The organism is Marivita sp. NO-S04 (genome assembly GCF_059070475.1).
The window spans coordinates 2,213,907-2,239,970 of sequence record NZ_CM180980.1 but is presented as its reverse complement, the minus strand read 5'-3'; the positions used below and the strand labels follow the sequence as shown (position 1 = coordinate 2,239,970).

The following is a 26,064-nucleotide window of genomic DNA, read 5'->3' as shown; positions in this document are numbered from 1 at the left end:
CTAGAACGCCAGCATTCGAAGGTGAAGACGGAGCGTGCGCCATGAACATTCTCATCCTTGGAAGTGGCGGGCGCGAACATGCGCTGGCTTGGGCCGTGATGCAGAACCCCAAATGCGACAAGCTGATCGTGGCACCCGGCAATGCCGGCATCGCGATGATCGCGGATTGCGCGGCGCTTGATATCGAAGACGGCGGGTCGGTCGTCACCTTTGCCGAAGAAAACAGCATCGATTTTGTGATTGTCGGCCCTGAAGCGCCCTTGGCTGTTGGCGTGGCGGATCGCTTGCGCGATGCAGGACTCTTGGTTTTCGGCCCATCGGCTGAGGCGGCGCGGCTGGAAGCCTCCAAGAGCTTTACCAAGGAAATCTGTGACGCCGCCCACGCGCCGACCGCGGCCTATGGGCACTTTACCGATGCCGAGGCGGCCAAAGCCTATGTCAGCACCCAAGGCGCGCCCATCGTGGTCAAGGCGGATGGTCTGGCCGCTGGCAAGGGCGTGATCATCGCCGAAACCGTGGCCGAGGCGGAGGCCGCCATCGACGACATGTTCGGCGGTGCGTTCGGCGGGGCCGGGGCCGAGGTGGTGATCGAGGAATTCATGCAAGGAGAGGAAGCGTCGTTCTTCGTGCTCTGCGACGGCAAGGACGTGCTGCCCATCGGCACCGCGCAGGATCACAAGCGCGTGGGTGAGGGCGACACCGGTCTCAACACCGGCGGCATGGGGGCCTATTCCCCGGCACCGGTGCTGACCGACGCAGTCATTGCAAAGGCGATGGACGAGATCGTGAAGCCCACCATGGCCGAGATGGCCAAACGCGGCACGCCGTTTCAGGGCATTCTCTTTGCCGGGTTGATGATCGAAAATGGTCAGCCACGGCTGGTGGAATACAATGTCCGCTTCGGCGATCCGGAATGTCAGGTTCTGATGATGCGGCTGGGTGGTCAGGCTTTTGACCTGTTGCATGCCTGTGCCGAGGGTCGTCTGTCCGAGGCACGCGTGAACTGGGCCGACGATCACGCCATGACCGTGGTGCTGGCGGCCAATGGCTATCCGTGCAGCTACGAAAAGGGCAGCGTCATCGGTGGTCTCGATGGCCTGCCCGAAGACAGTTTCCACATGATGTTCCACGCGGGCACCACGGAAAAGGACGGCAAGATCACCGCAACCGGGGGGCGCGTTCTGAACGCCACCGCACGCGGTGCCACGCTGCAAGAAGCCCGCGACCGGGCCTATGCCATGGTCGATCAGGTCAACTGGCCCGAGGGCTTCTGCCGCCGCGATATCGGCTGGCGGGCGCTTTAAATGACGACGGCACTGGCCGGATTTGCCCTTGGCTTTTCGCTGATCCTTGCCATCGGAGCGCAGAACGCTTTTGTTCTGCGGCAGGGGTTGCTCAAATCCCATGTGTTTGCGGTGTGTCTGACCTGCGCCCTGTCGGATGCGATTTTGATCGCTGCCGGGGTGGCCGGGTTTGGAGCGTTGACGCAAGCGGTCCCCGGGCTTGAACTGGCGATGCGCCTGTTCGGGGCAGCGTTTCTGATCTGGTATGGTGCGCGCACGTTCCAAAGCGCGTGGCGTGGCGGGCAAGCGATGCAGGCAGGCGAAGCGGCGGGATCGCTGCGCAAAGCCCTGCTGACGTGCCTCGCGCTGACATGGCTGAACCCACATGTCTATCTCGACACGGTGGTGCTTTTGGGCGCTGTCGCCGCGCAATACGAGGACAGATTGAATTTCGCGTTGGGTGCGATGACCGCCAGCTTCGTGTTCTTCTTTTCGCTTGGCTACGGCGCGCGCCTCTTGGCACCTCTCTTTGCTAAACCGCGCGCGTGGCAATTGCTTGACGTAATCATCGGCATCGTGATGTGGGCAATCGCGGCCAAACTTCTGTTGATGTAGACAATGACGGTCAAGTCAGCGGAAGCTGGCCGTCCATTGCATAACAGCCTCTTGCACATTGGCCCGCCTTCCGCTCCAGTATCGGCATGACCGCGACGACACCACCCAACAGCGCCGGAAATCCCGTCATAGGCATCTTCTGGATGGTCATGACCGGTATTTGCTTTGTTGCTGTAACCGCACTGGTCAAAACGTTGGGTGGGCGCATCCCGGCGGCCGAGTCGGCCTTTCTGCGCTACGTGATCGGTCTGGTTTTCCTGATCCCGGTCTGGCGCGAATTGATGGCAATTCGGCTGACGCCGCGGCAGAAAAAGCTTTTTGGGATACGGGGCATTGTCCACACCCTCGGGGTGATCCTGTGGTTCTACGCCATGACGCGCATCCCCATCGCCGAGGTCACGGCGATGAATTACCTCAACCCCGTCTATGTCTCGATCCTTGCGGTGTTCCTTCTGGGCGAACGGATGGCCTTGCGCCGGGTGCTTGCGGTGATCGCGGCGCTGATCGGGTCACTGATCATCCTGCGCCCTGGATTTCGCGAACTCGACCCCGGTCACATTGCGATGCTGGGCACCGCGCTTTTGTTTGCGGGCAGCTACCTGATTGCCAAGATCGTGTCGGGCGAATTGTCGGCAAGTCTGGTGGTGGCGCTTTTGTCGATCACCGTGACGATCGGGCTTGCCCCCTTTGCCTTTGCAGTCTGGGTCACGCCCAGCCTTGCCGATCTTGGGGTGCTGGCGGCCATCGCCTGTTTTGCTACAGCGGGGCACTATACCATGACGCTGGCTTTTGCCGCGGCCCCCGTCACCGTCACGCAGCCGGTCACCTTTCTGCAACTGGTGTGGTCGGTGCTTGTGGGGGCGCTCTTTTTCGCCGAACCGGTGGACCCATGGGTGATCCTTGGTGGTGGCATAATCATGGCATCGGTGATCTTCATCACATGGCGTGAAGCCGTGTTGCGCAAGTCGCATCGCACGCCTTTGGTCAATGAAACAAAGGGTTAAGGTGACGTAAAGGTCATTTGCGTCAGCCTATTGATACCCCAAACGGCACATTGTTTCGATTTCCGCAAAAAACCGGGTTTGGTTCCAAAATTGGACACAATCGAGGGCGACAAAAGGGTCAGGTAATGTACGAGGAACAACCCAAATGTTTGCTGAAACCTTCTCCAGCCCTGATCTGGGCGAACTGCGCCACTTCCTTGTGGCGGAACGTCAGAAAACGCTGTCGGATGCCGAATGGAAGTTCCGCATGCGTGGCTATGGCTTCCACGTCAAGCGCGTCGATGGTGGCGTGATGGTCGCGCGGATTCCCAAGAATGAGATTTTGGGCTGCGTGAAGATGTGACCGACAGGTCGCCCTGACCGGGCGGCCTTTTGTTCATCTGATCCATCTCGCGCATTGTTCCGGGCTTTGCTATGTCCGGTGCATGATGAAATACGTCGATCTTCCCCCGGTCTGGCTTGCTGCGGCGCTCGTTGTGGTTTGGAACCAAAAGACCCATCTCGACTACGGGCTGAGTTTCGGCCCGGTCTGGGCTGATTTGCTGGGCGGGCTTCTGGTCGGCGGTGGACTCGTTCTGATCGCGCTGGCCGCCTATGAAATGCGCCGCCATCGTACGACGATCATCCCGCACAGAGACCCTGATGCGCTGGTCACCAGCGGCATCTTCAAGCGCTCGCGCAATCCCATCTATCTTGCTGATTCGCTGATCCTTACCGGAATGATCCTCTATTGGGACGCGGTGTTATCGCTCCCATTGATCCCGGTCTTTGTCTGGTGGATCGAGAAACACTTCATCCTGGCGGAAGAAAAGCGGTTGCGGCGAAATTTTCGTGCGAATTTTGCACGATACGAGAAACAAACGCGACGTTGGCTCTAGCCGACCGGGCACATCTGTTCTAGATGAGCGTTTCGCGGTTGGGCAGCATTGTGCGCTTTAGGTCAGCAATGTAGACCCATCGCCGGAAAACATGCCGCTACGGCACTTCGCAACGAACCATAAGGGGGACGGCTCAGGTGAAAATCGGGACGCCAAAGGAAGTGATGAAGGGTGAGGCACGCGTTGCCATGACCCCGGATTCTGCCCGCCAGCTGCAAAAGCTGGGATATGAGTGCATCATCGAAAGCGGTGCAGGCGACGCAGCGGGCTACAATGACGACACGTACAAAGAAGCTGGCGTCGAGGTTGTCAAAACCGCCGCAGCGCTTTGGAAAGAGGCCGATGTGGTCGCCAAGGTGCGCCCGCCGACCGACGCCGAACTCAAGAAGTCGCGCGAAGGCCAGCTTCTGATCTCGTTCTTCTATCCGGCTCAGAACGAAAAGCTGATGCAGCAGGCGGCCAATCAGGGCACCTCTGTCATCGCGATGGACATGGTGCCGCGCATTTCCCGCGCGCAGAAGATGGACGCGCTGTCTTCGATGGCAAATATCGCGGGCTACCGTGCCGTGATCGAAGCCGGTAACAATTTCGGCCGCTTCTTTACCGGTCAGATCACTGCTGCGGGCAAGGTGCCCCCGGCGAAGGTTCTGGTCGTCGGTGCCGGTGTTGCCGGTCTTGCCGCCATTGGCACATCGACCTCGCTTGGGGCGATCACCTACGCCTTCGACGTGCGCCCCGAAGTGGCAGAGCAGGTTGAATCGATGGGTGCGGAATTCGTCTTCCTCGATTTCGAGGAAGAACAGCAGGATGGGGCGGCCACTGGCGGCTATGCTTCTGTTTCCTCGCCGGAATTTGCAGCAGCCCAGCTTGCCAAGTTCCGTGAGCTGGCGCCCGACATCGACATCGTGATCACCACCGCGCTGATCCCCAACCGCGAAGCGCCCGAATTGTGGACCGCCGACATGGTTGCGGCGATGAAGCCCGGTTCCGTCATCGTGGACCTTGCCGCTGAAAAGGGCGGCAACTGCAAGATGACTGTGATGGACGAAAAGATCGTCACCGATAACGGTGTGACGATCATTGGCTATACCGACTTCCCGTCACGTATGGCCACACAGTCGTCCAATCTTTACGCCACCAACATCCGTCACATGATGACAGACCTCACCCCGGAAAAAGACGGGCAGGTCGTGCACAACATGGAAGACGACGTGATCCGTGGTGCGACCATCGCACATGAAAAGGCAGTGACCTTCCCGCCGCCCCCTCCCAAGGTTCAGGCGATTGCCGCCAAACCCAAGGAAAAGGCCAAGGAACTCACGCCCGAAGAAAAGCGCGCCAACGAAGTGGCGGCGTTCAAGGCGCAAACCAAGCAGCAGGTCACCCTGTTGGCCATTGGGGGCGCTCTTGTTCTGGGTGTCGGTCTGGTCGCTCCGGCCAGCTTCATGCAGCATTTCATCGTGTTCGTTTTGTCGGTCTTCATCGGCTTCCAGGTGATCTGGAACGTTGCGCATTCGCTGCACACACCGCTGATGGCCGTTACCAACGCAATCTCGTCCATCGTGATCCTTGGTGCGCTGATCCAGATCGGGTCCAGTTCAATGCTGATCACGCTTCTGGCGGCGCTGGGTATTTTCATGGCCTCGATCAATATTTTCGGTGGCTTCCTCGTGACACGGCGCATGCTCGCCATGTTCCAGAAATCCTAAGGGGGCAGGCACCATGGAATTCGGATTCACCATCGCGGCCTATGCGGTCGCAGCGGTTCTCTTCATCCTGTCGCTGGGTGGCCTGAGCGGGCAGGAAAGCGCAAAACGCGCCGTTTGGTACGGCATCGTTGGCATGGCCATCGCGATTCTTGCCACGCTCATCGGGCCGGGGCAGGGGCTGTTTGTCGCCTCCATCGTCCTGATCGCACTTGGCGCGGGTGTCGGCTATCAGCTTGCCACTCGCGTTCAGATGACCCAGATGCCCGAGCTTGTCGCCATCATGCACAGCCTTGTCGGTCTGGCAGCGGTGTTCGTGGGCTTCAACGCTGACATCATGATCAACAACATCGGTGATCTTTACGACGCAAACGGCCTTGTCATGGGCGCGGTGTCGGATGACGGCTATACCGCTATCGGCCTGCCGAAAGAGGTTTATGACGGTCTGTCGTCCTTTGGTCAGCTGATTGCCAAGAAGACCAATGTCGAGATCAACATCCTGAAGGTCGAACTGGTGCTGGGCATCTGGATCGGTGCCGTAACCTTCACCGGGTCGGTCATCGCCTATGGCAAACTTGCGGGCAAAGTCGACAGTGGCGCGAAAAAGCTGCCGGGCGGTCACCTGCTGAATGCCGGTGCTGCGGCGCTTTCGCTGTTGCTGGCGATCATGTATCTAGGCGGCTCGGGCAGCTGGACACTTGTCCTGCTGACCCTGCTGGCGCTTTTCATCGGCTATCACCTGATCATGGGCATCGGCGGCGCGGACATGCCGGTCGTGGTCTCGATGCTCAACTCCTACTCGGGCTGGGCGGCTGCCGCGATTGGTTTCAGCCTTGGCAACGACCTGCTGATCGTTGTGGGTGCGCTTGTGGGTTCTTCGGGTGCGATCCTGTCCTACATCATGTGTAAGGCGATGAACCGGTCGTTCATCAGCGTGATCTTGGGCGGCTTTGGTGGCCCGGCGGGTGAACAGATGGCCGTTGAAGGCGAACAGATCGCCATCGACGCGGACGGCGTGGCCAACGCGCTGGACGAGGCGGACAGCGTCATCATCATTCCGGGCTACGGTATGGCGGTGGCTCAGGCGCAGCAGAACGTGGCGGAGCTTACCCGTCGCCTGCGCGCCAAGGGCAAGAATGTGCGCTTTGCGATCCACCCGGTCGCGGGCCGTCTGCCTGGCCACATGAACGTGCTTCTGGCCGAAGCCAAGGTGCCCTACGACATCGTTCTGGAAATGGACGAGATCAACGACGACTTCCCGGATACGGACGTCGCCATCGTCATCGGCTCGAACGATATCGTGAACCCGGCTGCACAGGACGACCCCAACAGCCCCATCGCCGGCATGCCGGTTCTGGAATGCTGGAAGGCCAAGCAGGTCTTCGTGTCCAAGCGCGGACAGGGTACTGGCTATTCGGGCATCGAAAACCCGCTGTTTTTCAAGGACAACACGCGGATGTTCTATGGCGACGCGAAAGCCAGCTTGGATACGCTTCTGAACAAGATCAGTTAAGTCCGGTCACTGACCTGAGTCATGAAACCCCGCATCGCAGGATGCGGGGTTTTTTCATGCCGCGTTTTTGACGATCCAAACGTCCACCTGCGCGTCCAGATCATCCCAATCGGTATATTCCTTGTCCCAATCCAGATCTGCGTCCGGGTCTTTCGCAGCGATGATCCGACGCATGACGAAGCGTCGGAACACGTCATATTTCGACGGCTCATACGCGCCTGCGACCTGCAGCACCTGACCGGGTACCCAGCCCGTGGCCTGAGACAAGTCGGTCAGGATGGTGTCAAGCCCGCGCCAATCCTCGGCGTCGTGCCCTGTCGCTGCGAGCGACACTGACAGCAAAAGCGTGGGCATTGAGTTTAGGGCATCCGCGTGCGCCTCGGCAAAGTCCGACAGCACCGACTGATACTGCCCGACATGCACCGACGCGCCAAGAACCGCTGCGTCAAACCGCGCGAGATCAACCGGACCGGCCTGATCAAGAGCGGACAGTTCAACGCTGTGGCCCTGACCGACCAGCCGGTCCATCAGGTGACGGGCGATCTTTTGCGTCTGCCCTTCCGTGCTTGCGTAGCCAATGAACAGTTTCATGAGACACCCCTTGCTGCCGAAGTGTCACAGCAGGCCGACCCTGCCGGACAAGGTCAGGCCTAAAGCAACGGTGGTTTGTACGCGTTGACCTGCCGCAAAAACCGTTTGAGATCATTGAACTGTCGGCCATATTGCGCCTGCCTTTTCCTCGGGCGTCTTGCGCAAGGCTGCTTCGAAGCGTGCAATGCATACAGTTGAATACTGGTAAAATACTGAAAAGTCTGGAAATTTCCTTTACTTGGGAAATTGGCGAGCCTAAGTCTTGGCCAAATCTGAAAGATCGACCCATGGCCCCTATCGAAGATCACCCGCTGCGCTACGCCCTATCGAACGAACTGCACGCGCGGCCGTTCCCGTCACTCGAAGCGCCCTGTCGCGCTGTCTACCTCGCACTGAAAAAGCCCAAGGCGGCGGCTGCGCGGGACAAGACGCTGGACCTTGATCACCTCAAGGCGCTGCTGGATCGCTACGGCACGACACATCCGCAACCGGGTGCCACGCATTTCTCGGGCCAGATCGGGCAGCACACGCTGAAGTGGGAACAGCATACGGAATTTGTGACCTATACGGTGTTTTTGAACGGTTTGACCGACCGGGCGTTCGACCCGGCGGATATGGACGTCTTTCCTGACAGCTGGCTTGCCTCGGCCCCCGGTGTGCGGATCACCTCTGCGTTGATCCGGGTGGAAGACCGTCCCGACGAAGCCAAGGTCTCGCAGAATCTCTCGGACTGGTTTGTGCCTGAAAGCCTTGCCGTGAGCCGCGTTCTGGATGACGACGCGATTGTTGCTGGGGATTTCCGCATCGACCCGGCGGGGCATTTACGGTTCGGCTGCTTCGTGCGCGACGGCATTGGCCGACGTCGTGTGGGCCGGATCGTGCAGCGCCTGTGTGAGATCGAAACCTATAAAACAATGTCCATGCTTGGCTTCACCCGTGTCCGCGAAATGGGCCCCCGCATGGGCGAGATCGACAACGAATTGAACCGCTTGATGGCCGCGATGACCCACGGCGATGGACAAGAGGAAGATCGTTTGAAATCGCTTCTGGCGGTTTCTGCGGAGCTGGAAAGCCTCTCGGCGCAAACCTCTTTTCGGTTCGGTGCGACCGGAGCCTATGAGGCGATTGTTGAACAACGGGTGTCGGTCCTGCGGGAAGAGCGGTTTCAAGGCCGTCAGACCTTTGCTGAATTCATGACCCGCCGCTACGATCCGGCAATGCGGACGGTCAAATCTGCCGAAACCCGCCTGTCAGCCATGGCCGCGCGGGCGGTCCGGGCGGGGGATCTGCTGCGCACGCGGGTCGAAGTGGCGCGGTCGGCGCAGAACCAGCAATTGCTCGAAAGCATGAACCAGCGCGCCGATATGCAGTTGCGGTTGCAAAAGACAGTCGAAGGGCTGTCGGTGGTGGCGATCAGCTATTACGCGGTCTCTTTGGCGGGCTATCTGCTCTACCCGGTTGCGGACATGTTGGGGATCTCCAAGGGGGCCGTGACGGCGGCGGCGACCATTCCGGTGGTGTTGCTGGTGTGGTTCGCGATCCGCCGCATTCGTCGGGTGGTAGAGCAGGGTGGTCCCGAGCTCTGAATTTTACCAATTGGCGAAAGCTGGGTGCACGTTTCCGTCCACGTAAATGCTGGACGGGTCGACGCTTCTTCTAGCGTTGCACCACCACTTCGGTCCCAGCCCCAAGCGACGCCGCCAGCGACAGGAAGCGCGCCTCGGCCACCTCGCCATAGAGCGGCACGGAATCCGGTGTCAGTTTGAGGCGCAACAGCTTTTTGCGCGGCCGCCATTCAAGCGCGGTGCCATCCGCACTGGCATCGGACATCCACAGCATGGAGCCAAAGCGCAGCGCCTTGCCCAGCACTTCGGCTTCCAGCGTTGCTTTTTCGGACAACAGCCCTTCGAGTTCTTCAAAACGCGTGCCTTCGCGCTTGTTCTTGTAGCGGTGCAGCAGTGCCAGTCCCAGGAACACGCGTTCCGAGTGTTTCAAGCCGCCAAGATTGGCCCGCGTGGCGTTGTCGAAACAGGTCTCGGCGCGGTAATCTGGATGTGCGCGCCAGCTTACGTCGTGCAAGAGGCAGGCGGCCTTGATCAGCCGCATCCGCGCGGCGTCGGCATTTGAAAACAGTGGCGTGACAAAGCGGAACAGTTTTTTGCCAAATCCCGGCAGACGCGCGTCCTTGGCCTCGGCAAAGCGGCAGGCTTCGATCAGCGGGTCCCGGTCGCGCAATTCCTGTGGCATTTGTTCGTAGAGCAGGCCTTCGCGGATGCCATAGCTCGAAATCGCGATATCCTTGGGCTTGAACGTCTGCACCAACCGTTTGAGAACATCGACGGCGTAGGGCACCAGTTCCATCCGCGCCGAGGAGACGCCGCAGGCTTGCCGAAGCTCTTCGATGTCGCTTGACTTGATAAACTTCACAGTCTGATTCACCGCTTTCTTGTCCATCCGGTATTCATGCAAAACGTGCAGCGGATAGCCGCGTCGATACATGTCGATCCGCGCAATGGCGCGCCATGAACCACCGACAAGGAACAGGCGGTCCCGCTGTGGCCCCATGTGATCGGCCAGCTTGGCCATCACGGCCTTGATGTGGTCGTCCCGGCCTTTCTGACCCCCCTTGAGATCGCGCAGTTTCAGGGGTCCGAGATTGGAACTGATGCGGCGTCCGACAAGACCATCGGAAATCTCGGCCAGCTCCATGGACGACCCGCCGATGTCGCAGACCAGTCCATAGCTGCCGGGCCACCCCAAAAGCACGCCCTGCGCAGACAGCCGCGCCTCCTCCTCGCCGCCGATAACCCAAATGCGCAAGCCGGTCTCGCGCAGCACGTCATCGCGGAAATCGGGGCCGTCCTCGGCCTCGCGCACAGCGGCGGTGGCCACCACGGTCAGCGGCGGAAGGTTCATGCCTTCGGCCAGCGCCTGAAACCGTTTCAGGGCTTGCAGTGCCCGCGCGCGTCCTTCGGGGTTCAGACGCCCGGTATCGGACATGCCTGCACCCAAGGCGCACATGAGCTTTTCGTTGTAAAAATACGCGGGGGATCGCGCCGCCCCGTCGAACACGACGAGGCGGACCGAGTTCGAGCCGATATCGACAACACCCACGCGGCTGAGCGCGCGAGCCTTGGGGTCGTTGAACAGGGGGCGGCCGAACAGGCCCATTGGATCGTGTTCGGCGTCGGAGTTTCCGTCCATGTGGCCTCCCGGTCAAGTTGCGCGCACCGTGTCAAAGCGCAACGCGAAGGTCAAGAAAACATGGCTGCGGTTTTGTGTGACGTACGGTCCGGTATCGCCTTTTCGATGGGTGGAAAATCGGTCATTCTGATCCGCATCACAGGCAGCACATAGGAGCGGCTATCATGCGGATTGCAACCATGGCCACAGGCGGAATTGGTGGATTTCTGGCGGTCAAACTGGCCAATGCCGGGCACAGCGTTGCGACCATTGCCCGCGGGGCGCATCTGGACGCGATCCGGGCCAACGGTTTGCGATTGGACAGTTCATCGGGGACCGAGATTGCACGTCCCGAGATCGCGACTGATCGACCAGACGAGGTGGGCGTCGTCGACGCCATCATCTTTGGCGTGAAGGGCGACGCGCTTGACGACGCGGCTCGGGCCTGTCTGCCGATGATCGGCCCCGAAACAGTGGTGGTGCCATTTCTGAATGGGGTCGAAGCGTCGGACAGGCTGTCGGCGATTTTGCCCGAAGGCAATGTTGGCAATGGCGTTGCGCGCGTGTCGACCACCATTTCCGCACCGGGGGTCATCACCCAAACCGGCGCATTCCACTCCTTCATCTTTGCAGAGCGCGACAGTCGCCCGTCCGCCCGCATCGACGCCCTGCGCGCTGCGATCAACGCAGCCGGATCGGCCGCGCCCGAGACTGACGACATCGACAAGGAACTTTGGTCCAAGTTTGTCCTGTTCTCAGCGCTGTCCGGGGTCACGGCGGCGGGGCGCTGCACCATTGGCGATGTGCGCACCACTCCGGAGCTTGAAGCCTTGTTCAAACGGGCCATGTCGGAAACCGCGCAGGTCGGTCGTGCCTTGGGTGTCGCACTGGATACCGAACTGGAAGCGCAGATCTGGGAGACCTTGATGTCGTTTCCGGCGCAGGGGCGGGCGTCGACGGCCATCGACCTTGAACATGGTCGACCGCTTGAAATCGAGTGGGTGTCAGGTGCCGCCACGCGCCTTGCGGCGAAAGCCGGGATCGACGCACCTGTCAACGCCGCGCTTTATGCGATCCTCTTGCCCCATAAACATGGGCGCTGATCCCGCTTTTCGAAAAGCGGGCAAGACCTTTCGAAAGGTCTTCCTGCGCCCTATTCCTCGGTGTGGGTCAGTTTGGGCACGTCGGATGCGCCCGCCGATCCACGGCCTGACAACGACGGGTTCTCCATGAAGAACCGGTGGCAGTTGAAGGCAAACGCCCCTTCGTCCCATGTTGTGCGGACAAACGCACCATCCGGCTGCATGATCCAGCTTTGCGCCACATCCGCGAGGTTCGCCGCCATGATCTGACTGACGATCTGCGCTTTGACGGTCACGTTTTCGATCTCGACCAGTGTTTCCACCCGGCGGGTCAGATTTCGGCCCATCCAATCGGCAGAGGACATGAACACGCGGGCTTTCTTGTGCGGCAGGCCGTAGCCATTGCCGAAACAGATGATCCGCGAGTGTTCGAGAAACCGCCCGACAATGGATTTGACACGGATGTTCTCACTGAGCCCTTTGACCCCCGGGCGCAGGCCGCAGATGCCACGGATCACGCAGTCGATTTTCACCCCGGCCTGGCTGGCGGCATAGAGCGCGTCGATCATGTCGGGTTCGATCAACGAATTCATCTTGAGCCAAATCTGGGCAGGCTTGCCTGCGCGGGCATGATCGGCTTCGGCGGCGATCAGTTCCAGCATCTTGGGCTTGAGCGAATGCGGCGAGATGCTCAGGTTTTCCAGACCGTCGGGCAGGGCATAGCCCGACAGGTAGTTGAACACCTTGGTGGCATCCCGCCCCAATGACGCGTCGCAAGTGAAAAAGCTCAGATCGGTGTAGATCGTCGCGGTGATCGGATGATAATTTCCGGTGCCATAATGGGTGTAAGTGACCAGACGGTCGCCTTCGCGGCGCACCACGATCGAGATCTTGGCATGGGTCTTCCAGTCGAGAAAGCCGTATACCACATGCGCGCCGGACCGTTCCAACCTGCGGGACTGCCGGATATTGGCGGCCTCGTCAAAGCGGGCCTTCAACTCGACAAGGGCGGTGACGGATTTTCCGTCCTCTGCGGCTTCGCACAGGGCGGCGACAATGGGGGATTGGCGCGATGTGCGGTAGAGCGTCTGTTTGATCGCCACAACATCGGGATCGCGTGCGGCTTGCGCCAGAAACCGCACCACCATGTCGAAGGTCTCGTAAGGGTGGTGCAGCAGCATGTCCTTCTGCTTGATCGCTGCAAACATGTCGCCGTCAAAATCCTGCACCCGTTCAGGCACACGCGGTGTAAAGACAGGCCACAACAGGTCAGGGCGACTGTCCAACACCAGCTCTTTGAGGTCTGCAGCCCCGATCATGCCGGTCAGTTCAATTACGTCGTCGTCGCGCACGCGCAACTCGCGCATCACCGTTTCGCGCAGGGTTTTCGGGGCGCCCGCGGTGACCGTCAGACGCACCACCTCGCCACGTCGCCGCCGTTTCAGCGCGACCTCGAATTCGCGCACGAGGTCCTCGGCCTCGTCCTCAACTTCGATATCGCTGTCGCGCAGCACCCGAAACCCGAAATGGTCACGCAGTTTGTAGCCGGGAAAGAGCCGGTCGAAATGCAGCAGCAGAAGGTCTTCGAGGAAAATGAACCGGTCCGATCCATCGCGCGGCGGCAAAGAAACAAAGCGCGCGACCTGCGCCGGTATCGGCAAGAGCGCCTGAAGTCCGGTCTTGTCCTTGCGGCGTTCAAGTTGCAACGCAAGACAATATCCGTTGTTGGCAATGAATGGAAAAGGATGCGCCGGGTCAATGGCCAGCGGCGACAGCACCGGGAACACCTGATTCAGGAACACGTCTTCAAGATGGATCAGATCAGCGTCGTCCAGATCGTCGCGCGTCAGGATCGAGATGCCTTCGGCCTCCATCTGCTGTCGCAGATCAGCAAGGACGCGCTGCTGCGACGCCATCAGTTTGCGGGCGTCTTCGTTGATCAGCACCAATTGTTCCGCCGGGGTCAGGCCGTCGGCGGCAGGGGTCACATTGCCTGCCTGTGCCAGTTCGCGCAGACCGGCCACGCGCACGGTATAGAATTCGTCAAGGTTGGTGGCCGAGATCGACAGAAAGCGTAGCCGTTCCAGCAGGGGCACACGCGGGTTTTCGGCTTCTTCAAGAACACGCCAGTTGAAGCCCAGCCACGACATCTCGCGATTGAAGAACCGACCGGGACCGGTCATGTCGAGATCCGGCAATTCGGCGGGATTGGGGGCGGGGGCGTTCAGGAAGTCTGCGCTGTTCATGACGGTCCTTTAGCGGTGGCGCGTGACAGTTCGGTGACGCCGAGCCTGAGGACATCACCCTAAGCGCCTAGTCTGACGCTGTTTCTTCGCGGAATTCAAGCTCGGCCAGCGCGGTTCGCGCCAAGCTGCGGGTCACGCCCTTGGGGGTGCCTAAGGCTTCGGTGTCCAGATGTGCGACAACCTGACCCGCGGCTTCGAACGATCGGGGCATCCAGCGCACCAGATAGGGGATCACATCCGCCATCGGTACGATCTGACGGTCGGCAAAAAGCTTGGCCAGAACGGCAGAGAGCAGAATATCGTCCGGAGTCGCCAGCTTGGCCACAGTGGTGCCGGACATGCGGCTGGCCAGATCGGGCAACTGGATCGGCCATGCCGACGGGGCCCGCGTGGCGGTCAACAGCATGGAATGGCCATTGGCCAGAACAAGATTGTGCAGGTGGAAGAGCGCTTCTTCGGCGTCAGTGTTCCCTGCGATATCCTCAACATCTTCGATACAGACCGGTCCATCGGCAAGGTTCGGGACGTCGTCAGTGCGGATATCCTGTGCGGCAATCATCCGAGCACCGCTTTCGGCGCACCAGACATGGGCCAGATGGGTCTTGCCTGATCCAGAAGGTCCGACCAGCACCAGCTTGCCATTGGGCCAGTTTGGCCACGTGTCCACCAGCCCCAACGCTACCGCGTTGCTGTGGGTGACATAAAAGTCGCCGCGCCCCAGCGCAGGGCGCGCTGGGATGTCGAATTTCATCTGAAGGGCCATTTATTCCCGGTCCTGATCACTCAACCCGCGATACAGCCGGCTTTGAAGATATTGGTTCGCGGCAAAGCGCGTGATGACACCGATAGAGGCGGCGACGGGCACTGCGACCAGCATGCCGACAAAGCCGAACAGCGTGCCGAAGATCGACAGTGCAAGGATCAGCCAGACCGGGTGCAGCCCAACGGAGGAGCCAACCAGCTTGGGCGTCAGGACGTTGCCTTCGATCACCTGTCCCAGCACGAACACGCCTGCAACAAGACCGATGGACAGCCAATCGCCCCAGAACTGGAACAGCGCGAGGCCAATCGCCAGAGCCCCGCCGATTAGTGCGCCAAGATAGGGGATGAAGGTCACCAGACCTGCGACGAACCCCACAACCAGTCCGAATTGCAGCCCGATGAGCATCAGCGCCACTGCGTAATAGGTGCCAAGAATGATGCAAACCGTGCCCATGCCGCGGATAAAGCTGGCCAGCGTGCGGTCGATATCCTTAGCCAGTTTGCGAATGGTCGGCGCGTGATCTCGTGGCAGCAATTGGTCGATGCGGGCAACCATATTGTCCCAGTCAAGCAGCAGATAGACCGCAACCACCGGGACGATCACGAAGAGCATCACGATATTGATGATCCCCGCCGCAGAACTCAGCACTGTGTTCAGCAACTCGCCGCCACGTGCCTTGATGGTTTCGCCGATCGAGACCAGTGATTGCCGCAGCGGGCTTTCGGTGTCCATGATGTCCGGGAAACGCTCGATCAGGAAATCGCGCAGGTTTGCAAACAATGTGGGTGCCACATCAAAGAGGTCCAGCGCCTGATTGACCAGCGACGGGATCACCCACAGCAACAGCAGGACAAAGGCCAACAGCCCGACCACTGTGATGATAGCGGTTGCCATGACGCGGCTAAAGCCCATGCGTTCCAGACGGTCGGCCACCGGATCAAGGAAATAGGCAATCGCGCCGCCCAGCACGAAGGGCAGCAGCACGTCGCCAAGGAACCACAGCACCACCGCGAAAACGATGGCAGCAATGCTCCAATATTTCAGCTGGTCCCGCGCGGGAAGTGCCATCCGATCTGCCCCTGTGATCCTGTTCCTACATCGCCTGTCCGGGGGAGGGTTTCAAGAGGTGGGTTTGATGTGCCCGATGCGTCGACGCATCGATTTTTTTGCGATGCCGCAAATCCGCCCCGTCTCACACGTTCGGTCTCAGTCGCGACCCAGCGCGCGGCACGCCTGCCAAATCGCTGCACCGTCGGTCAGGTGCAACATCCAGTCCAGTGGTATGCCTTTGGATGTTGCGATCCCATGGTCCGCCGCCATCGCTGCACCGATCATCAAGGACCGGCCTGCACTGTCGCCACCGGCCAGAATGTTGCGTTCCACGGCATTGGCATAACTGCTTGCGTGGCGCAGCACATGGAACATCACAGGCCCGGCCGTGGGCAGGTGGCAGGCGCGCCCGACACGTCCTGCATAGGCGGTCGAGTCTGTCTCTGGTGTGGTCAGCGCATCCCGCAACGCAGCCTGAACTTCGCCCGTTGCTCCGTTTGCTGCGGCGAGCAGCGCTTCGGCAATAGGTGCGCCGTTCAGAACGCTGCGCAACAGGTCGGCAAAAACCGCGTTATACGCCGCCGCAACCGAGTTCACATTTGTGATCTGCATCGCCGCGTCCGCCCGCGCGGTCAGATCGGGCGCGTCATGATACATCGCCACGATGGCGGGCAACCGGGTGAGAGCGGGGTTCTGGTCATCGTCGATCCCGGACGGCACCTGATCCAAGGCGATATTGTCCAGCGCACCCCGGGTCGGGCGGTCGATATAGCCCGTGTAGGCCCCGCCCGGTCCGAAATATGCGGCAAAGGCAGCACGCTGGGCGTTGTCGTCGAAGGCTCCGTCATTGGCGATCATGCAGCGCATCTCGACGTATAGGGCTTCGCCATATTGCGTCAGCATTCCGGCATGCCGGTCGGCATGTGCAAAATAGCCGGGGACGCCATCGAAAAACGCCGCATCTACCGGGGCAAAGTTGGCGGTGCCTCGCTGTGCCGTGATGCTGGCGATCCGGTCCGGGTCGTAAAGCCAGTGCAGCCCAAGGCTTGCTGCATCCGCCACAAGCGCCCCCAGAAGCATGGCCGATTTGGGTGTGCCACTCATTGTGCCGGATCCAAAGCGATGGGCGATGGTTCCAGCGGCATGGTAACTTTCGCAACCACCCGTTTGCCATCTTTCGTCCGTTCGATTTCCGCGCCAATCTGGGCTGCGAATTGCTGGACAAGACGTTCGCCGGTCCCTGTGGAGTCGATATCAAGCTGCGATGCGCCGGCATTCAAATCCGCGTTCGACACGGTGATCTGCAATTCACGGCCATCGTCTATGACCAGATCGAGCGTGACCGGAGCGTGTTCGCGTGGCGCGCCGTATTTGATCGCGTTGGTCAGCAATTCGTTCAACATCAGGCTCAATGCGATAGCTGTATCGCTTTTGAGGCGGATCACTTCGGTCGGGTAGGTGAAGATCATCGCGCCTTCGGGCAGTTCCGCGCTTTTGCGGGTCGAGAGAACCAATCGGTTGAACAGCGTGACAAGGTCGATCTGGGCAACATCATCGTCTATCTGGATTGCCGCATGAACATCCGCCACCGCGCGGACACGCGATTCAACCGCGCGCAAGGCTTCGCGCGCCCGGTCGGCGGCGGGCCCGCCCGCCATCATCAGTTTGCTGGATTGCAGGCGCAGCAGTGACAGTGCGATCTGCAAGCTGTTCTTGATCCGGTGGTTGGCCTCGATCACCAGCGCTTCGCGGACATGAACCGCCTGTTGGAGGTCGCGTCGGGCGGTTTCGATATCGGTCAAGTCGACAAAAGTGCCCACCAGCTTGGGGCGGCGGTCAACCGGGTCGGTCGCGATTTCGCCGCGGATACGGACAAAGCGTTCCTCACCCGAGGGCAGCGGCACCCTGTAGTCGAAGGATGCGATCTCGCCGTGCGGAGCCGCCAACACACGAGCCACTTCGTCATGAACCGCGCCGATGTCGTCCTTGTGGACCCGTTCAAAGAATGGCGCCGCATAGGGACCGGCCTCCTCGGGGGCAAAGCCGAACATCGCGTCGATGGCGTCGTTGCGCAGGAACAGGTCGGTCTCGGGATCATAGCTGAAATAAGCGACTGACGTCGTCGACATGGCGGCCCGCCGGTGGCTTTGCGCCAGTCGGGCGGTCAATGTCGCCTCGGTCACGTCGCGTGCGGTTTGCAGGATAGCGATGATCTTGCCGTCTTTTCGGATCGGCGCGAAATGCATTTGCCAATGGTGTTCGACATAGTGGCCCTCGTCGCTCAGCAGATCAAACCGGGCGGGACCGACCTCTTGTGGTTTGCCTGTGCGCATGATTTCGTCGGTGGCGTTGCGGATGAAATTCACCGCATCCGATCCGGCAGCATCCGCGCTGGGCGGAAAGGCTTCGAACATGCCCATGCCACTGATATCGGCACCAACCGAGGCCGACATCACCGCATGTGCCGAATTGCGCCACAAGAGCGTCAGGTTGTCGTCTGGCTGATAGAACAACGCCGCAAAAGGCACCGCCTCGAAACCGAGGGCCAGAATTTCTGTCAGAGGGTTGGTTTCCTCGTGAACAAGCATGTCACCCGTCATTCTCAACCCGTTCTCTGCGACTGTTACCGCAACCAAGCTGGTCGATTTTCCGGGCAGAGTCCACATGTCAGGGCGCAATGCCGTGAGGTGACGCGCGGGCAGTATATGGTCAGCCCGGTCTGGTGCGGCAATGCGATGGGTGCTCAGGCAGGTTTGGTGGGCACTCTGCGTTTTTCCGGAACATCACGCCATTGCAAGCATTTATCCTGTGTCACGTCCGCGGGCGCTGCTTGGGCAAACTGAGCTGGCCAATGAGCCGGGGCGGTGATCCCGTGTGGCAACAGAACACTGGCATTTCCGTGGCATTGGTCGATCTGCGTCTGGGTGATGTCGAGGTTCGTAAGGTCTAGATCATCCAAAACAGTTTTCTGGAACATCGCGCCGGTCACCGACATTGGTCCCGATACGCCAACCTTTGAAAAACTGACCCCGATTATGTGCGCCCGCCTGAGGTCGACCCTTTCAAGCCGTGCCTTGAACAGGTCCGCACCCGTCAGCACCGCCTCTGCAAGATCAGCGTCCTCCAACTGTGCCCAGCCAAGATTTGCATGTTCCAGTCGGGCCTCACGCAAGTTGGCCCAAGGCATCCGGGCGCGTGTGAAATCGGCCCCCTCAAGCCGCGCCTGCCTGAGAACCGCGCCACCCATTCTTGCCTTGTAAAACACCGCACCCGTCATCGACGCCTTGTAGAAGGACACAATTTCGAGCTGCGCCTCGTGCAGCTCTGCGCCGTCCAGCCGGGCGTCTTTGCAGTTCGCCCATTCCATTCGGGTTCTTCTGAGGTTTGCTCCCTGCAAATGCGCCCCGCGCAGAACTGCCGCTTCAAGGTGCGCCCGGCGCAGGTCCGCCCCCTGCAATCGAGCCGCACAAAGATCCGCCCCGTCCAGCCGGGCATCCCTCAGGGTCGCCCCTTCCAGCCGTGTTCCGTCCAGCAGTGCGCCTTCCAGCCGCGCGCCATCCAAACGGCAGCCACTCAGCACAAGACCCGAAAGGTTGGCGGCTTGCAGGTTGGTGTTCCTCAGATCCAGACGGTAGCCATCATGGGTGGCAAGAGCCGCGCGCCATATACGCAGCGCCGTCTTGTGCTGCTCGATCGCCTCTGCGCTCAACGGGGCCGAGCCACCGGGGTCGGGCAAGGCCGGGCAAGGTGTAACACGCCCCCGAAGGTCGAGGGCTCCAGGATCTGCCGCGCAATCTTTGGGCATGCCGCGCCCGATGATCCGAAGCGCCAGCGCGATATCGGCAGGGGGGCGGGGCAGAGAGGCTGCCCAGGCGCGGGCGTTCGGAGTGACACGGTTGGCAAACCGAACCTCGCGCCATGCCAGATGTGCTATTTTCTCGGTATGGGTTGCGGCGTCATGCAGGCTTTGCCACGGTGGCAGGGGAAAATCGACTGCGTCCCGCGACGGGGCCGTATCCCGCACATAGGCGCACAACCGGGTCATTACCTTGATATGGAGATGCCACACGCCAAGGCGCATCGCGTCCTGCGATATTGCGTCCAGAGACCTCAGCGCGTCGATCCGCGTATCGGGAATAGACCCATCTGCCGTCGCCGTTTCTGACAAACGCGCAGCGGCACGGGCGAAACGCCGTTCCAACCGGTACGATGCGAAGATGTGACTTGTGATCTGAGTGTGACGCTTGCGCCACCACGACGTGACCAGAACGATCGCAGCTAGAACAATGCCTTCCACAACGCCGACAGCCTGCATGATGTGCTGCGGCACCTGCAAAGCAATCGTCACGCTTTCGTTCATTCACATCCCGATCGTTCAGGCCGCCGCCACCAACCGACCGGGTCTGCAAGGACCATACCAAGCGCGTCGGAGGCCACCGGCACTTGTCGGTGCCGCTGCAACCCGCTAGGACGAGCCAAACCACCCATCCGAGGTCCCAGATGCGCCTGTCCCGCTATTTTCTGCCCGTTCTCAAGGAAACCCCCGCCGAGGCCCAGATCGTCAGCCACCGGCTGATGCTGCGTGCCGGCATGATCAAGCAAGCCAGCGCCGGCATCTATTCGTGGCTGCCGCTGGGCTACAGGGTGCTGCGCAACATCGAACAGATTGTGCACGAAGAACAGGTGCGCGCGGGCCATATACCGATGCTGATGCCGACGCTGCAATCCGCTGACTTGTGGAAAGAATCCGGCCGCTACGATGCCTACGGCCCCGAAATGCTGCGCATCCGCGACCGGCAAGACCGCGATATGCTCTATGGTCCCACCAACGAAGAGATGATCACCGACATCTTCCGATCCCATGTGGGCAGCTACAAAGACCTGCCGCTGACGCTCTACCACATCCAATGGAAATTCCGCGACGAGATCCGCCCACGCTTTGGCGTGATGCGGGGCCGCGAATTCCTGATGAAGGACGGCTACAATTTCGACCTCACCAAGGAAGACGCGCTGCACGCCTACAACCGCCATCTGGTCAGCTACCTGCGCACCTACGAACGCATGGGCCTGCAGGCGATCCCGATGCGCGCGGACTCTGGTCCCATCGGGGGCGACGACACGCATGAATTCCTCGTTTTGGCCGAAACCGGAGAGTCTGAGGTGTTCTATGACAGCCAGATCACCGATCTGAAATTCGGCGACCGTGCCATCGACTATGATGACGTGGCCCAGTGTCAGGCGGTTCTGGAAGAGTTCACCTCGCGCTATGCCCGCACCGACGAAACCCATGACGAGGCCGAATTCGCCAAGGTCCCCGAAGAGCGCCGCCGCACCGCGCGCGGCATCGAAGTGGGGCAGATCTTCTACTTCGGCACCAAGTATTCCGACGCCATGGGCGCGACCGTGGCGGATTCAGAAGGCAACAAGGTGCCGGTTCATATGGGCAGCCACGGCATCGGCGTCAGCCGTCTACTGGGGGCGATCATCGAAGCCAGCCACGACGACAATGGCATCATCTGGCCCGAAGGGGTGACCCCGTTCCATTGCGGGATCGTCAACCTCAAGCAGGGCGATGAAGAGGCGGATGCCGCGTGCGACGCGCTCTACAACAGCCTCACCGCGATTGGGCTTGAGCCGCTTTACGATGACCGCAACGAACGCGCAGGCGGCAAATTTGCCACGATGGACCTCATCGGCCTGCCATGGCGCATCACCGTCGGCCCGCGCGGGCTCAAGAACGGGGTTGTGGAACTGACCTCACGCCGTACAGGCGAGAGCGAGGAACTGCCGCCCGAACAGGCGATTGCGCGGATCGCCGCCATCTACGGCAAGGCCACCGCCTGATCCCGAACTCCGGGCGTGTTTGCGTCAACGCAAACAGGGGATGCGTCAACGCATCCTCGCGCTGCCGGATCGGGCCATGGGTTTCACAGCCTAGGCCCGTTTGCGTCAACGCAAACGCCGGATGGGTCGACCCATCCGGCCCCGCCTCAGACCGACGCGGCGACCTCTGCCACGATGCCGTCAACAACCTCGAGCAACAGCGCCTCGTCCTCGCATTCCGCCATCACCCGGATCAGCGGTTCTGTTCCAGACTTGCGGATCAAGAGCCGCCCGCTGCCGTTCAGCCGCGCTTCGGCATCTGCGATGGCGGCCTTGACTGACGCCACCTCAAGCGGCGTAACCGAAGGATCATAGCGCACGTTCTTGAGCAGTTGCGGCACCGGATCGAAACTGCGGGCAAGCGCGCTCGCAGGTTTGCCGGTGCGGCACATCTCGCCCAGAAACTGCAGCCCGGCCATCAACCCGTCGCCGGTCGTGGCGTAATCGGTCATCACGATATGGCCGGACTGTTCCCCGCCCAGGTTCCAGCCGCCGCGCCGCATCGCCTCGACCACGTAGCGGTCGCCGACGCTGGTGCGTTCCAGCCGCAATCCGCGCCCGGTCAGGAAGCGCTCAAGGCCAAGATTGGACATCACCGTCGCCACCAGAACCCCATCGCGCAGGCGATGTTCCTCTGCCCAACGCGCGGCCATCAGCGCCATGATCTGGTCCCCATCGGCGACTTGTCCGGTCTCGTCGATCAGGATCACCCGGTCGGCATCGCCATCCAGACAGATCCCCACATCCGCGCCATGTGCGACAACAGCGGCAGCGGCCAGTTGCGGATGGGTCGACCCGCAGCCTTCGTTGATGTTTGCCCCGTTCGGGGTAACACCCAGCGGGATCACGTCTGCGCCCAGTTCCCAAAGCACTTCTGGGGCCGCTTTGTAAGCAGCGCCATTGGCGCAATCGATCACCACCTTGAGCCCGTCCAGCCGCAAATTCGAGGGAAAGGTCGACTTCACCCGCTCCTGATAGCGAAACCGTCCGTCGTCGATGCGTTTCGCGCGCCCGATATTCTCGGCCTGCGCCGACTCGACGCCGGTTTCGATCAGCGCTTCGATTTCGGCTTCATCCGCGTCCGACAGCTTGAACCCATCGGGGCCGAAGAACTTGATCCCGTTATCGGCCGCCGGGTTGTGGCTGGCCGAGATCATGATCCCCAGATCGGCGCGCATCGACGGGGTCAAGAGGCCGACTGCCGGGGTTGGCACCGGGCCAAGCAAGAGCACGTTCATCCCGGCAGAGGTCAGCCCGGCGGTCAGGGCATTCTCGAACATGTAACCCGATTGGCGCGTGTCCTTGCCAATCACCACACGGTGGACGCCCTTGGAATCCTGACGAAAATGCCGACCGACAGCCGCGCCAATCCGTAGTGCCATATCCGCCGTCATCGGATGCACATTCGCTGTGCCGCGCACGCCATCCGTGCCAAAAAGCTTACGCCCCATTCTCGAAACCCCACTCGATTGCACGCCAGAGCGCCAACGCCTGACGTGTTTCATCAACATCATGTACCCGGATGACTTGCACACCTTGGCTAGCACCATGCAAGGCCACCGAAACCGATCCCGCAACCCGTGTGTCCGCTGTGCCAGCCCCTGAAATCGTCCCGATGAACTTCTTGCGCGACGCGCCCAGCAAGATCGGACAGCCCAAACCGTGAAACAGTGAGATGTCGCGCAGCAGGGCAAGGTTGTGATCCAGCGTCTTGCCGAACCCGATGCCCGGATCGACAAGGACCTGATCGCGGGCAATGCCTTGCGCCACCAGCGCCTCCACCCGCTCGGACAGGAAGTCATAGACATCCAGGCGCACGTCGTCATAGCGCGGCGCGTCCTGCATGGTTTGCGGATCGCCTTGCGCATGCATCACGCAGACGGGCACCTGTCGCGCTGCACAAAGCGGCGCAAGACCCGCGTCATAGGTGAACCCGGCCACGTCATTGACCAGCGCCGCCCCGGCATTCAACGCCGCCTCTGCGACAGGCGCTTTTCGCGTATCGATCGAGATCGGCACGTCCAGTTCTGCCGCGATCGCCGCAATCGGCCCTGCCACGCGTCGGATTTCCTCGTCCACCGGCACGGTTTCTGCTCCCGGACGGGTGCTTTCGCCGCCAATGTCGATGATCCCCGCACCCTCGGTAGCCATGCGCCGCGCCTGTGCCACTGCCGCTTCCGGATCAAGGTAACGACCGCCATCCGAGAAACTGTCTGGCGTGACGTTGAGAATGCCCATCAGGGTCACACCGCCCATATCCATGCCCGCGACAGGCGCGCGCGGACCGGTCAGCCGCGACAGCACATCCTCGGGGATGGCCTTCGCCGGGATGATCTCTGGCGTGCCATCGCGCCGCAAGGCCACCGCGTCGGTGAACCAAAGCGGGCCACCAGCAAGCGCAAACGCCTCTTTGGGGCGCGGGTCAGAGCTTTGGGGCAGGGGGCAAAAATAGACTGTCATGGCGCGTGCATGAAACGCAAATCGTGCTTTGACAAGCGGCTAGAGCACGCTTTCGCCGATGGGGCTGTTGCGAACTGAAACATTCGCCACACGTGGAGCATCGGTTCCGATCACCAAAAGCTCGCTTGCGTCCATTTCCTTGGCAAACCAGCCGGTCAACGCGACGGTGTCGGTCACAGGCATGTCCGGACCTTCGACTGCGTCCAGCACGATCTTCGACGGGGCCCAGATGCAGACCTGACCGTTCTTCATCGCCCAGTCGAGTTCGGTGCGCGTGGCCACCACCTTGCACCGCGCATCGCGGGCGGCCAGAACCCATCCATTCTGTTCGATGGCCAAAAGGTCGATGCGGCGCTGCGCCATGCGGTGTTCCACGTCAGCCCGTGGTTCGTCGGGCAGGCCGACGCAAAAGATCAGCGGCGCACGTTCTGCAGCAAGCGCGTCAATCCACGCGCCCAGATGGTCCGATGTCATCGCGTCATTGCTCAGGTAAACAACCCGAGGGTGAGGGCGTTCCTGGCTGGTATCCGGCACGGCACCCCCCAGATCGCTGCGAGACCGCACGATTTCCACACCCAGCGCACCGGGGCCGCGATCCAGCTTCTCGATCCGTACAAAGGCCCGCAACGCCTGAGGCTCCAGCAGGATGCGTTCGGCGATCCGTTCCGCCAGCGTTTCGAGAAGGTTCAACCGTTCTGCACCCAGCTCGGTCGCAATCGCTTCGGTCACGCGGTCGTAAGACAGGATACGGTCTACATCGTCATCGATATGGCCGACGATAGGTTGCACTTCGACCACGACGTTAAAGCAGATCCGCTGGCGCGTGCCGCGTTCGGCCTGAAACGCCCCGATCTCGACCTCGACGATATGGTCGCGCAGTGAAATGCGGTCCACTGGGCCGTCATCGGCTGTGGCGATGGCCCGTTCTGACGGGTGCGCAAAGGCAAGTCGAATTTCAGAGCTCATGGCGCATCCTTCTGTTGGTCTTGTCCGGGCTACCAGAGGACAGCGCAAACGAAAATGCCGCGAAGGGGCATTTTAGCCACCGCTCGCGACATCCCAAAGGCAAAAGCCCCGTTGCAGGTCAGCTGTTCGAGCTGACGCGCCACGTGTGACGGTAAAACACATGCACACCGATGGAGGCCGTTTTGGTGTAAGTGCGCGACCAGCGCGGACGCACGGCGGTGGTGTGGTAATGCGTGGCCCCGTCGGTCAGGTTCATCGGGGCGCGGCCATCAAGAATGGCGCGGGCGACTTTGCCGACCCGGTCCCATGCCTTGGGCTCACGGATACGTTCAGGGATACCGTCACAGGTATAGGTGAATTGGCACTGATATTTCTTGCCAGTGCCCTGATTGATCACGCCGCAGACACTGTTGGGAAAGCGGCCGCTCTTGACGCGGTTCATGATCACTTCGGCGACAGCGAACTGGCCCTTGATGGTCTCGCCGCGCGCTTCGAAGTAAAGCGCCTCGGCAAGACATTCCCATTGTGCGCCACCGGCAGCGGCGTCTTGGGCGTTCAGCCATGAAGCATTGTAAATTGCGGCGTTGCGGGACACAGGTGTCACCAGCGATGTCAGGTGCGATTGCCCTGCGGACGCCAAAACGGATTTTTCTTGGTTCAGAAGCTCTTGTGCGGCTTCTTTTGTGCGCTCTGCCAATGTCGGTGTGGCTGCAATGATGGCGGCCATAATTAAAGCAAACAATCTCGTCATACCGAGTGTTGATCTCGCGGCGTTGTGGGTGGCGACGCGTTGCATAAAAATGTAGCAGCGCCGCGCATTCGACGGGCTGTTATAGAATTA

General features: G+C 60.8%; 22 protein-coding genes. 10 read left to right on the top strand and 12 right to left on the bottom strand.

What is annotated here, in order from left to right:
- Positions 1-41: 41 nt before the first annotated feature.
- The 7 genes from purD to ACK3EW_RS11545 all read left to right on the top strand — a co-directional run bounded on the left by purD (position 42) and on the right by ACK3EW_RS11545 (position 6,999).
- Positions 42-1,304, top strand: a complete 1,263-nt coding sequence (gene purD, locus ACK3EW_RS11575) for a phosphoribosylamine--glycine ligase (protein ID WP_493806338.1) — start codon at positions 42-44, stop codon at positions 1,302-1,304.
- Positions 1,305-1,898, top strand: coding sequence for a LysE/ArgO family amino acid transporter (locus tag ACK3EW_RS11570; RefSeq protein ID WP_493806337.1), 594 nt, complete (start codon positions 1,305-1,307; stop codon positions 1,896-1,898).
- A 143-nt stretch (positions 1,899-2,041) separates the two neighbouring features.
- Complete coding sequence (locus tag ACK3EW_RS11565) at positions 2,042-2,902, top strand: DMT family transporter (protein WP_493809726.1); 861 nt, start codon at positions 2,042-2,044, stop codon at positions 2,900-2,902.
- 145 nt (positions 2,903-3,047) lie between these two features.
- Complete coding sequence (locus ACK3EW_RS11560; protein WP_085629322.1) at positions 3,048-3,245, top strand: hypothetical protein; 198 nt, start codon at positions 3,048-3,050, stop codon at positions 3,243-3,245.
- An 85-nt stretch (positions 3,246-3,330) separates the two neighbouring features.
- A complete protein-coding gene (locus tag ACK3EW_RS11555; RefSeq protein WP_493809725.1) occupies positions 3,331-3,780 on the top strand; it encodes a methyltransferase family protein in 450 nt (149 codons plus the stop codon).
- Positions 3,781-3,917: 137 nt separating this feature from the next.
- On the top strand, positions 3,918-5,489 hold the full coding sequence (locus ACK3EW_RS11550; RefSeq protein ID WP_439118833.1) for a Re/Si-specific NAD(P)(+) transhydrogenase subunit alpha: 1,572 nt from the start codon (positions 3,918-3,920) through the stop codon (positions 5,487-5,489).
- 13 nt (positions 5,490-5,502) lie between these two features.
- The gene (locus tag ACK3EW_RS11545) at positions 5,503-6,999 is read left to right on the top strand and encodes an NAD(P)(+) transhydrogenase (Re/Si-specific) subunit beta (RefSeq protein ID WP_493806336.1); all 1,497 of its coding nucleotides are present in this window, start codon (positions 5,503-5,505) and stop codon (positions 6,997-6,999) included.
- A 54-nt stretch (positions 7,000-7,053) separates the two neighbouring features.
- On the opposite strand, the gene ACK3EW_RS11540 is transcribed toward ACK3EW_RS11545, so the two are convergent.
- A complete protein-coding gene (locus ACK3EW_RS11540) occupies positions 7,054-7,590 on the bottom strand; it encodes a flavodoxin domain-containing protein (RefSeq protein WP_493806335.1) in 537 nt (178 codons plus the stop codon).
- A 287-nt stretch (positions 7,591-7,877) separates the two neighbouring features.
- Here ACK3EW_RS11540 and ACK3EW_RS11535 point away from each other — a divergent pair, with 287 nt between their 5' ends.
- Complete coding sequence (locus tag ACK3EW_RS11535) at positions 7,878-9,176, top strand: DUF3422 family protein (protein ID WP_439118836.1); 1,299 nt, start codon at positions 7,878-7,880, stop codon at positions 9,174-9,176.
- A gap of 70 nt (positions 9,177-9,246) precedes the next feature.
- Here ACK3EW_RS11535 and ACK3EW_RS11530 read toward each other — a convergent pair whose 3' ends face one another.
- Positions 9,247-10,794: a Ppx/GppA family phosphatase gene (locus ACK3EW_RS11530; RefSeq protein ID WP_493809680.1), complete on the bottom strand. Its 1,548-nt coding sequence runs from the start codon at positions 10,792-10,794 to the stop codon at positions 9,247-9,249.
- 164 nt (positions 10,795-10,958) lie between these two features.
- Here ACK3EW_RS11530 and ACK3EW_RS11525 point away from each other — a divergent pair, with 164 nt between their 5' ends.
- Complete coding sequence (locus ACK3EW_RS11525; RefSeq protein WP_493809679.1) at positions 10,959-11,876, top strand: ketopantoate reductase family protein; 918 nt, start codon at positions 10,959-10,961, stop codon at positions 11,874-11,876.
- Between the two features lie 50 nt (positions 11,877-11,926).
- Here the strand turns inward: ACK3EW_RS11525 and ACK3EW_RS11520 are convergent, their stop codons facing one another.
- The 6 genes from ACK3EW_RS11520 to ACK3EW_RS11495 form a co-directional block, all read right to left on the bottom strand.
- Positions 11,927-14,101 (bottom strand): RNA degradosome polyphosphate kinase, encoded by a 2,175-nt coding sequence (locus ACK3EW_RS11520; RefSeq protein ID WP_493809678.1) that lies wholly within the window; start codon positions 14,099-14,101, stop codon positions 11,927-11,929.
- Positions 14,102-14,168: 67 nt separating this feature from the next.
- Entirely contained in the window at positions 14,169-14,864 is a 696-nt protein-coding gene (locus ACK3EW_RS11515) for an AAA family ATPase (protein WP_493809677.1), read from the bottom strand.
- Entirely contained in the window at positions 14,865-15,932 is a 1,068-nt protein-coding gene (locus ACK3EW_RS11510; protein WP_439118841.1) for an AI-2E family transporter, read from the bottom strand.
- 138 nt (positions 15,933-16,070) lie between these two features.
- Positions 16,071-17,018 carry an ADP-ribosylglycohydrolase family protein gene (locus ACK3EW_RS11505; RefSeq protein WP_493809676.1) on the bottom strand — a complete coding sequence of 316 codons (948 nt, stop codon included), beginning with the start codon at positions 17,016-17,018 and terminating at the stop codon, positions 16,071-16,073.
- Positions 17,015-18,514, bottom strand: a complete 1,500-nt coding sequence (locus tag ACK3EW_RS11500; protein WP_493809675.1) for a sensor histidine kinase — start codon at positions 18,512-18,514, stop codon at positions 17,015-17,017. The genes ACK3EW_RS11505 and ACK3EW_RS11500 overlap by 4 nt, the downstream gene beginning before the upstream one ends.
- A gap of 143 nt (positions 18,515-18,657) precedes the next feature.
- Positions 18,658-20,274 carry a pentapeptide repeat-containing protein gene (locus ACK3EW_RS11495; RefSeq protein ID WP_493809674.1) on the bottom strand — a complete coding sequence of 539 codons (1,617 nt, stop codon included), beginning with the start codon at positions 20,272-20,274 and terminating at the stop codon, positions 18,658-18,660.
- Positions 20,275-20,414: 140 nt separating this feature from the next.
- Here ACK3EW_RS11495 and proS point away from each other — a divergent pair, with 140 nt between their 5' ends.
- Complete coding sequence (gene proS, locus ACK3EW_RS11490; protein WP_493809673.1) at positions 20,415-21,758, top strand: proline--tRNA ligase; 1,344 nt, start codon at positions 20,415-20,417, stop codon at positions 21,756-21,758.
- Between the two features lie 146 nt (positions 21,759-21,904).
- Here proS and glmM read toward each other — a convergent pair whose 3' ends face one another.
- From glmM to ACK3EW_RS11470, 4 genes are all read right to left on the bottom strand, one after another.
- Positions 21,905-23,248, bottom strand: a complete 1,344-nt coding sequence (gene glmM, locus ACK3EW_RS11485; RefSeq protein WP_493809672.1) for a phosphoglucosamine mutase — start codon at positions 23,246-23,248, stop codon at positions 21,905-21,907.
- Positions 23,238-24,257 carry a dihydropteroate synthase gene (gene folP / locus ACK3EW_RS11480; RefSeq protein ID WP_493809671.1) on the bottom strand — a complete coding sequence of 340 codons (1,020 nt, stop codon included), beginning with the start codon at positions 24,255-24,257 and terminating at the stop codon, positions 23,238-23,240. Before folP ends, glmM begins: the two co-directional genes overlap by 11 nt.
- 39 nt (positions 24,258-24,296) lie before the next feature.
- Positions 24,297-25,223, bottom strand: coding sequence for a dihydroneopterin aldolase (locus ACK3EW_RS11475; protein WP_493809670.1), 927 nt, complete (start codon positions 25,221-25,223; stop codon positions 24,297-24,299).
- A gap of 118 nt (positions 25,224-25,341) precedes the next feature.
- Positions 25,342-25,950 (bottom strand): cell wall hydrolase, encoded by a 609-nt coding sequence (locus ACK3EW_RS11470; protein ID WP_139834094.1) that lies wholly within the window; start codon positions 25,948-25,950, stop codon positions 25,342-25,344.
- Positions 25,951-26,064 lie beyond the last annotated feature (114 nt).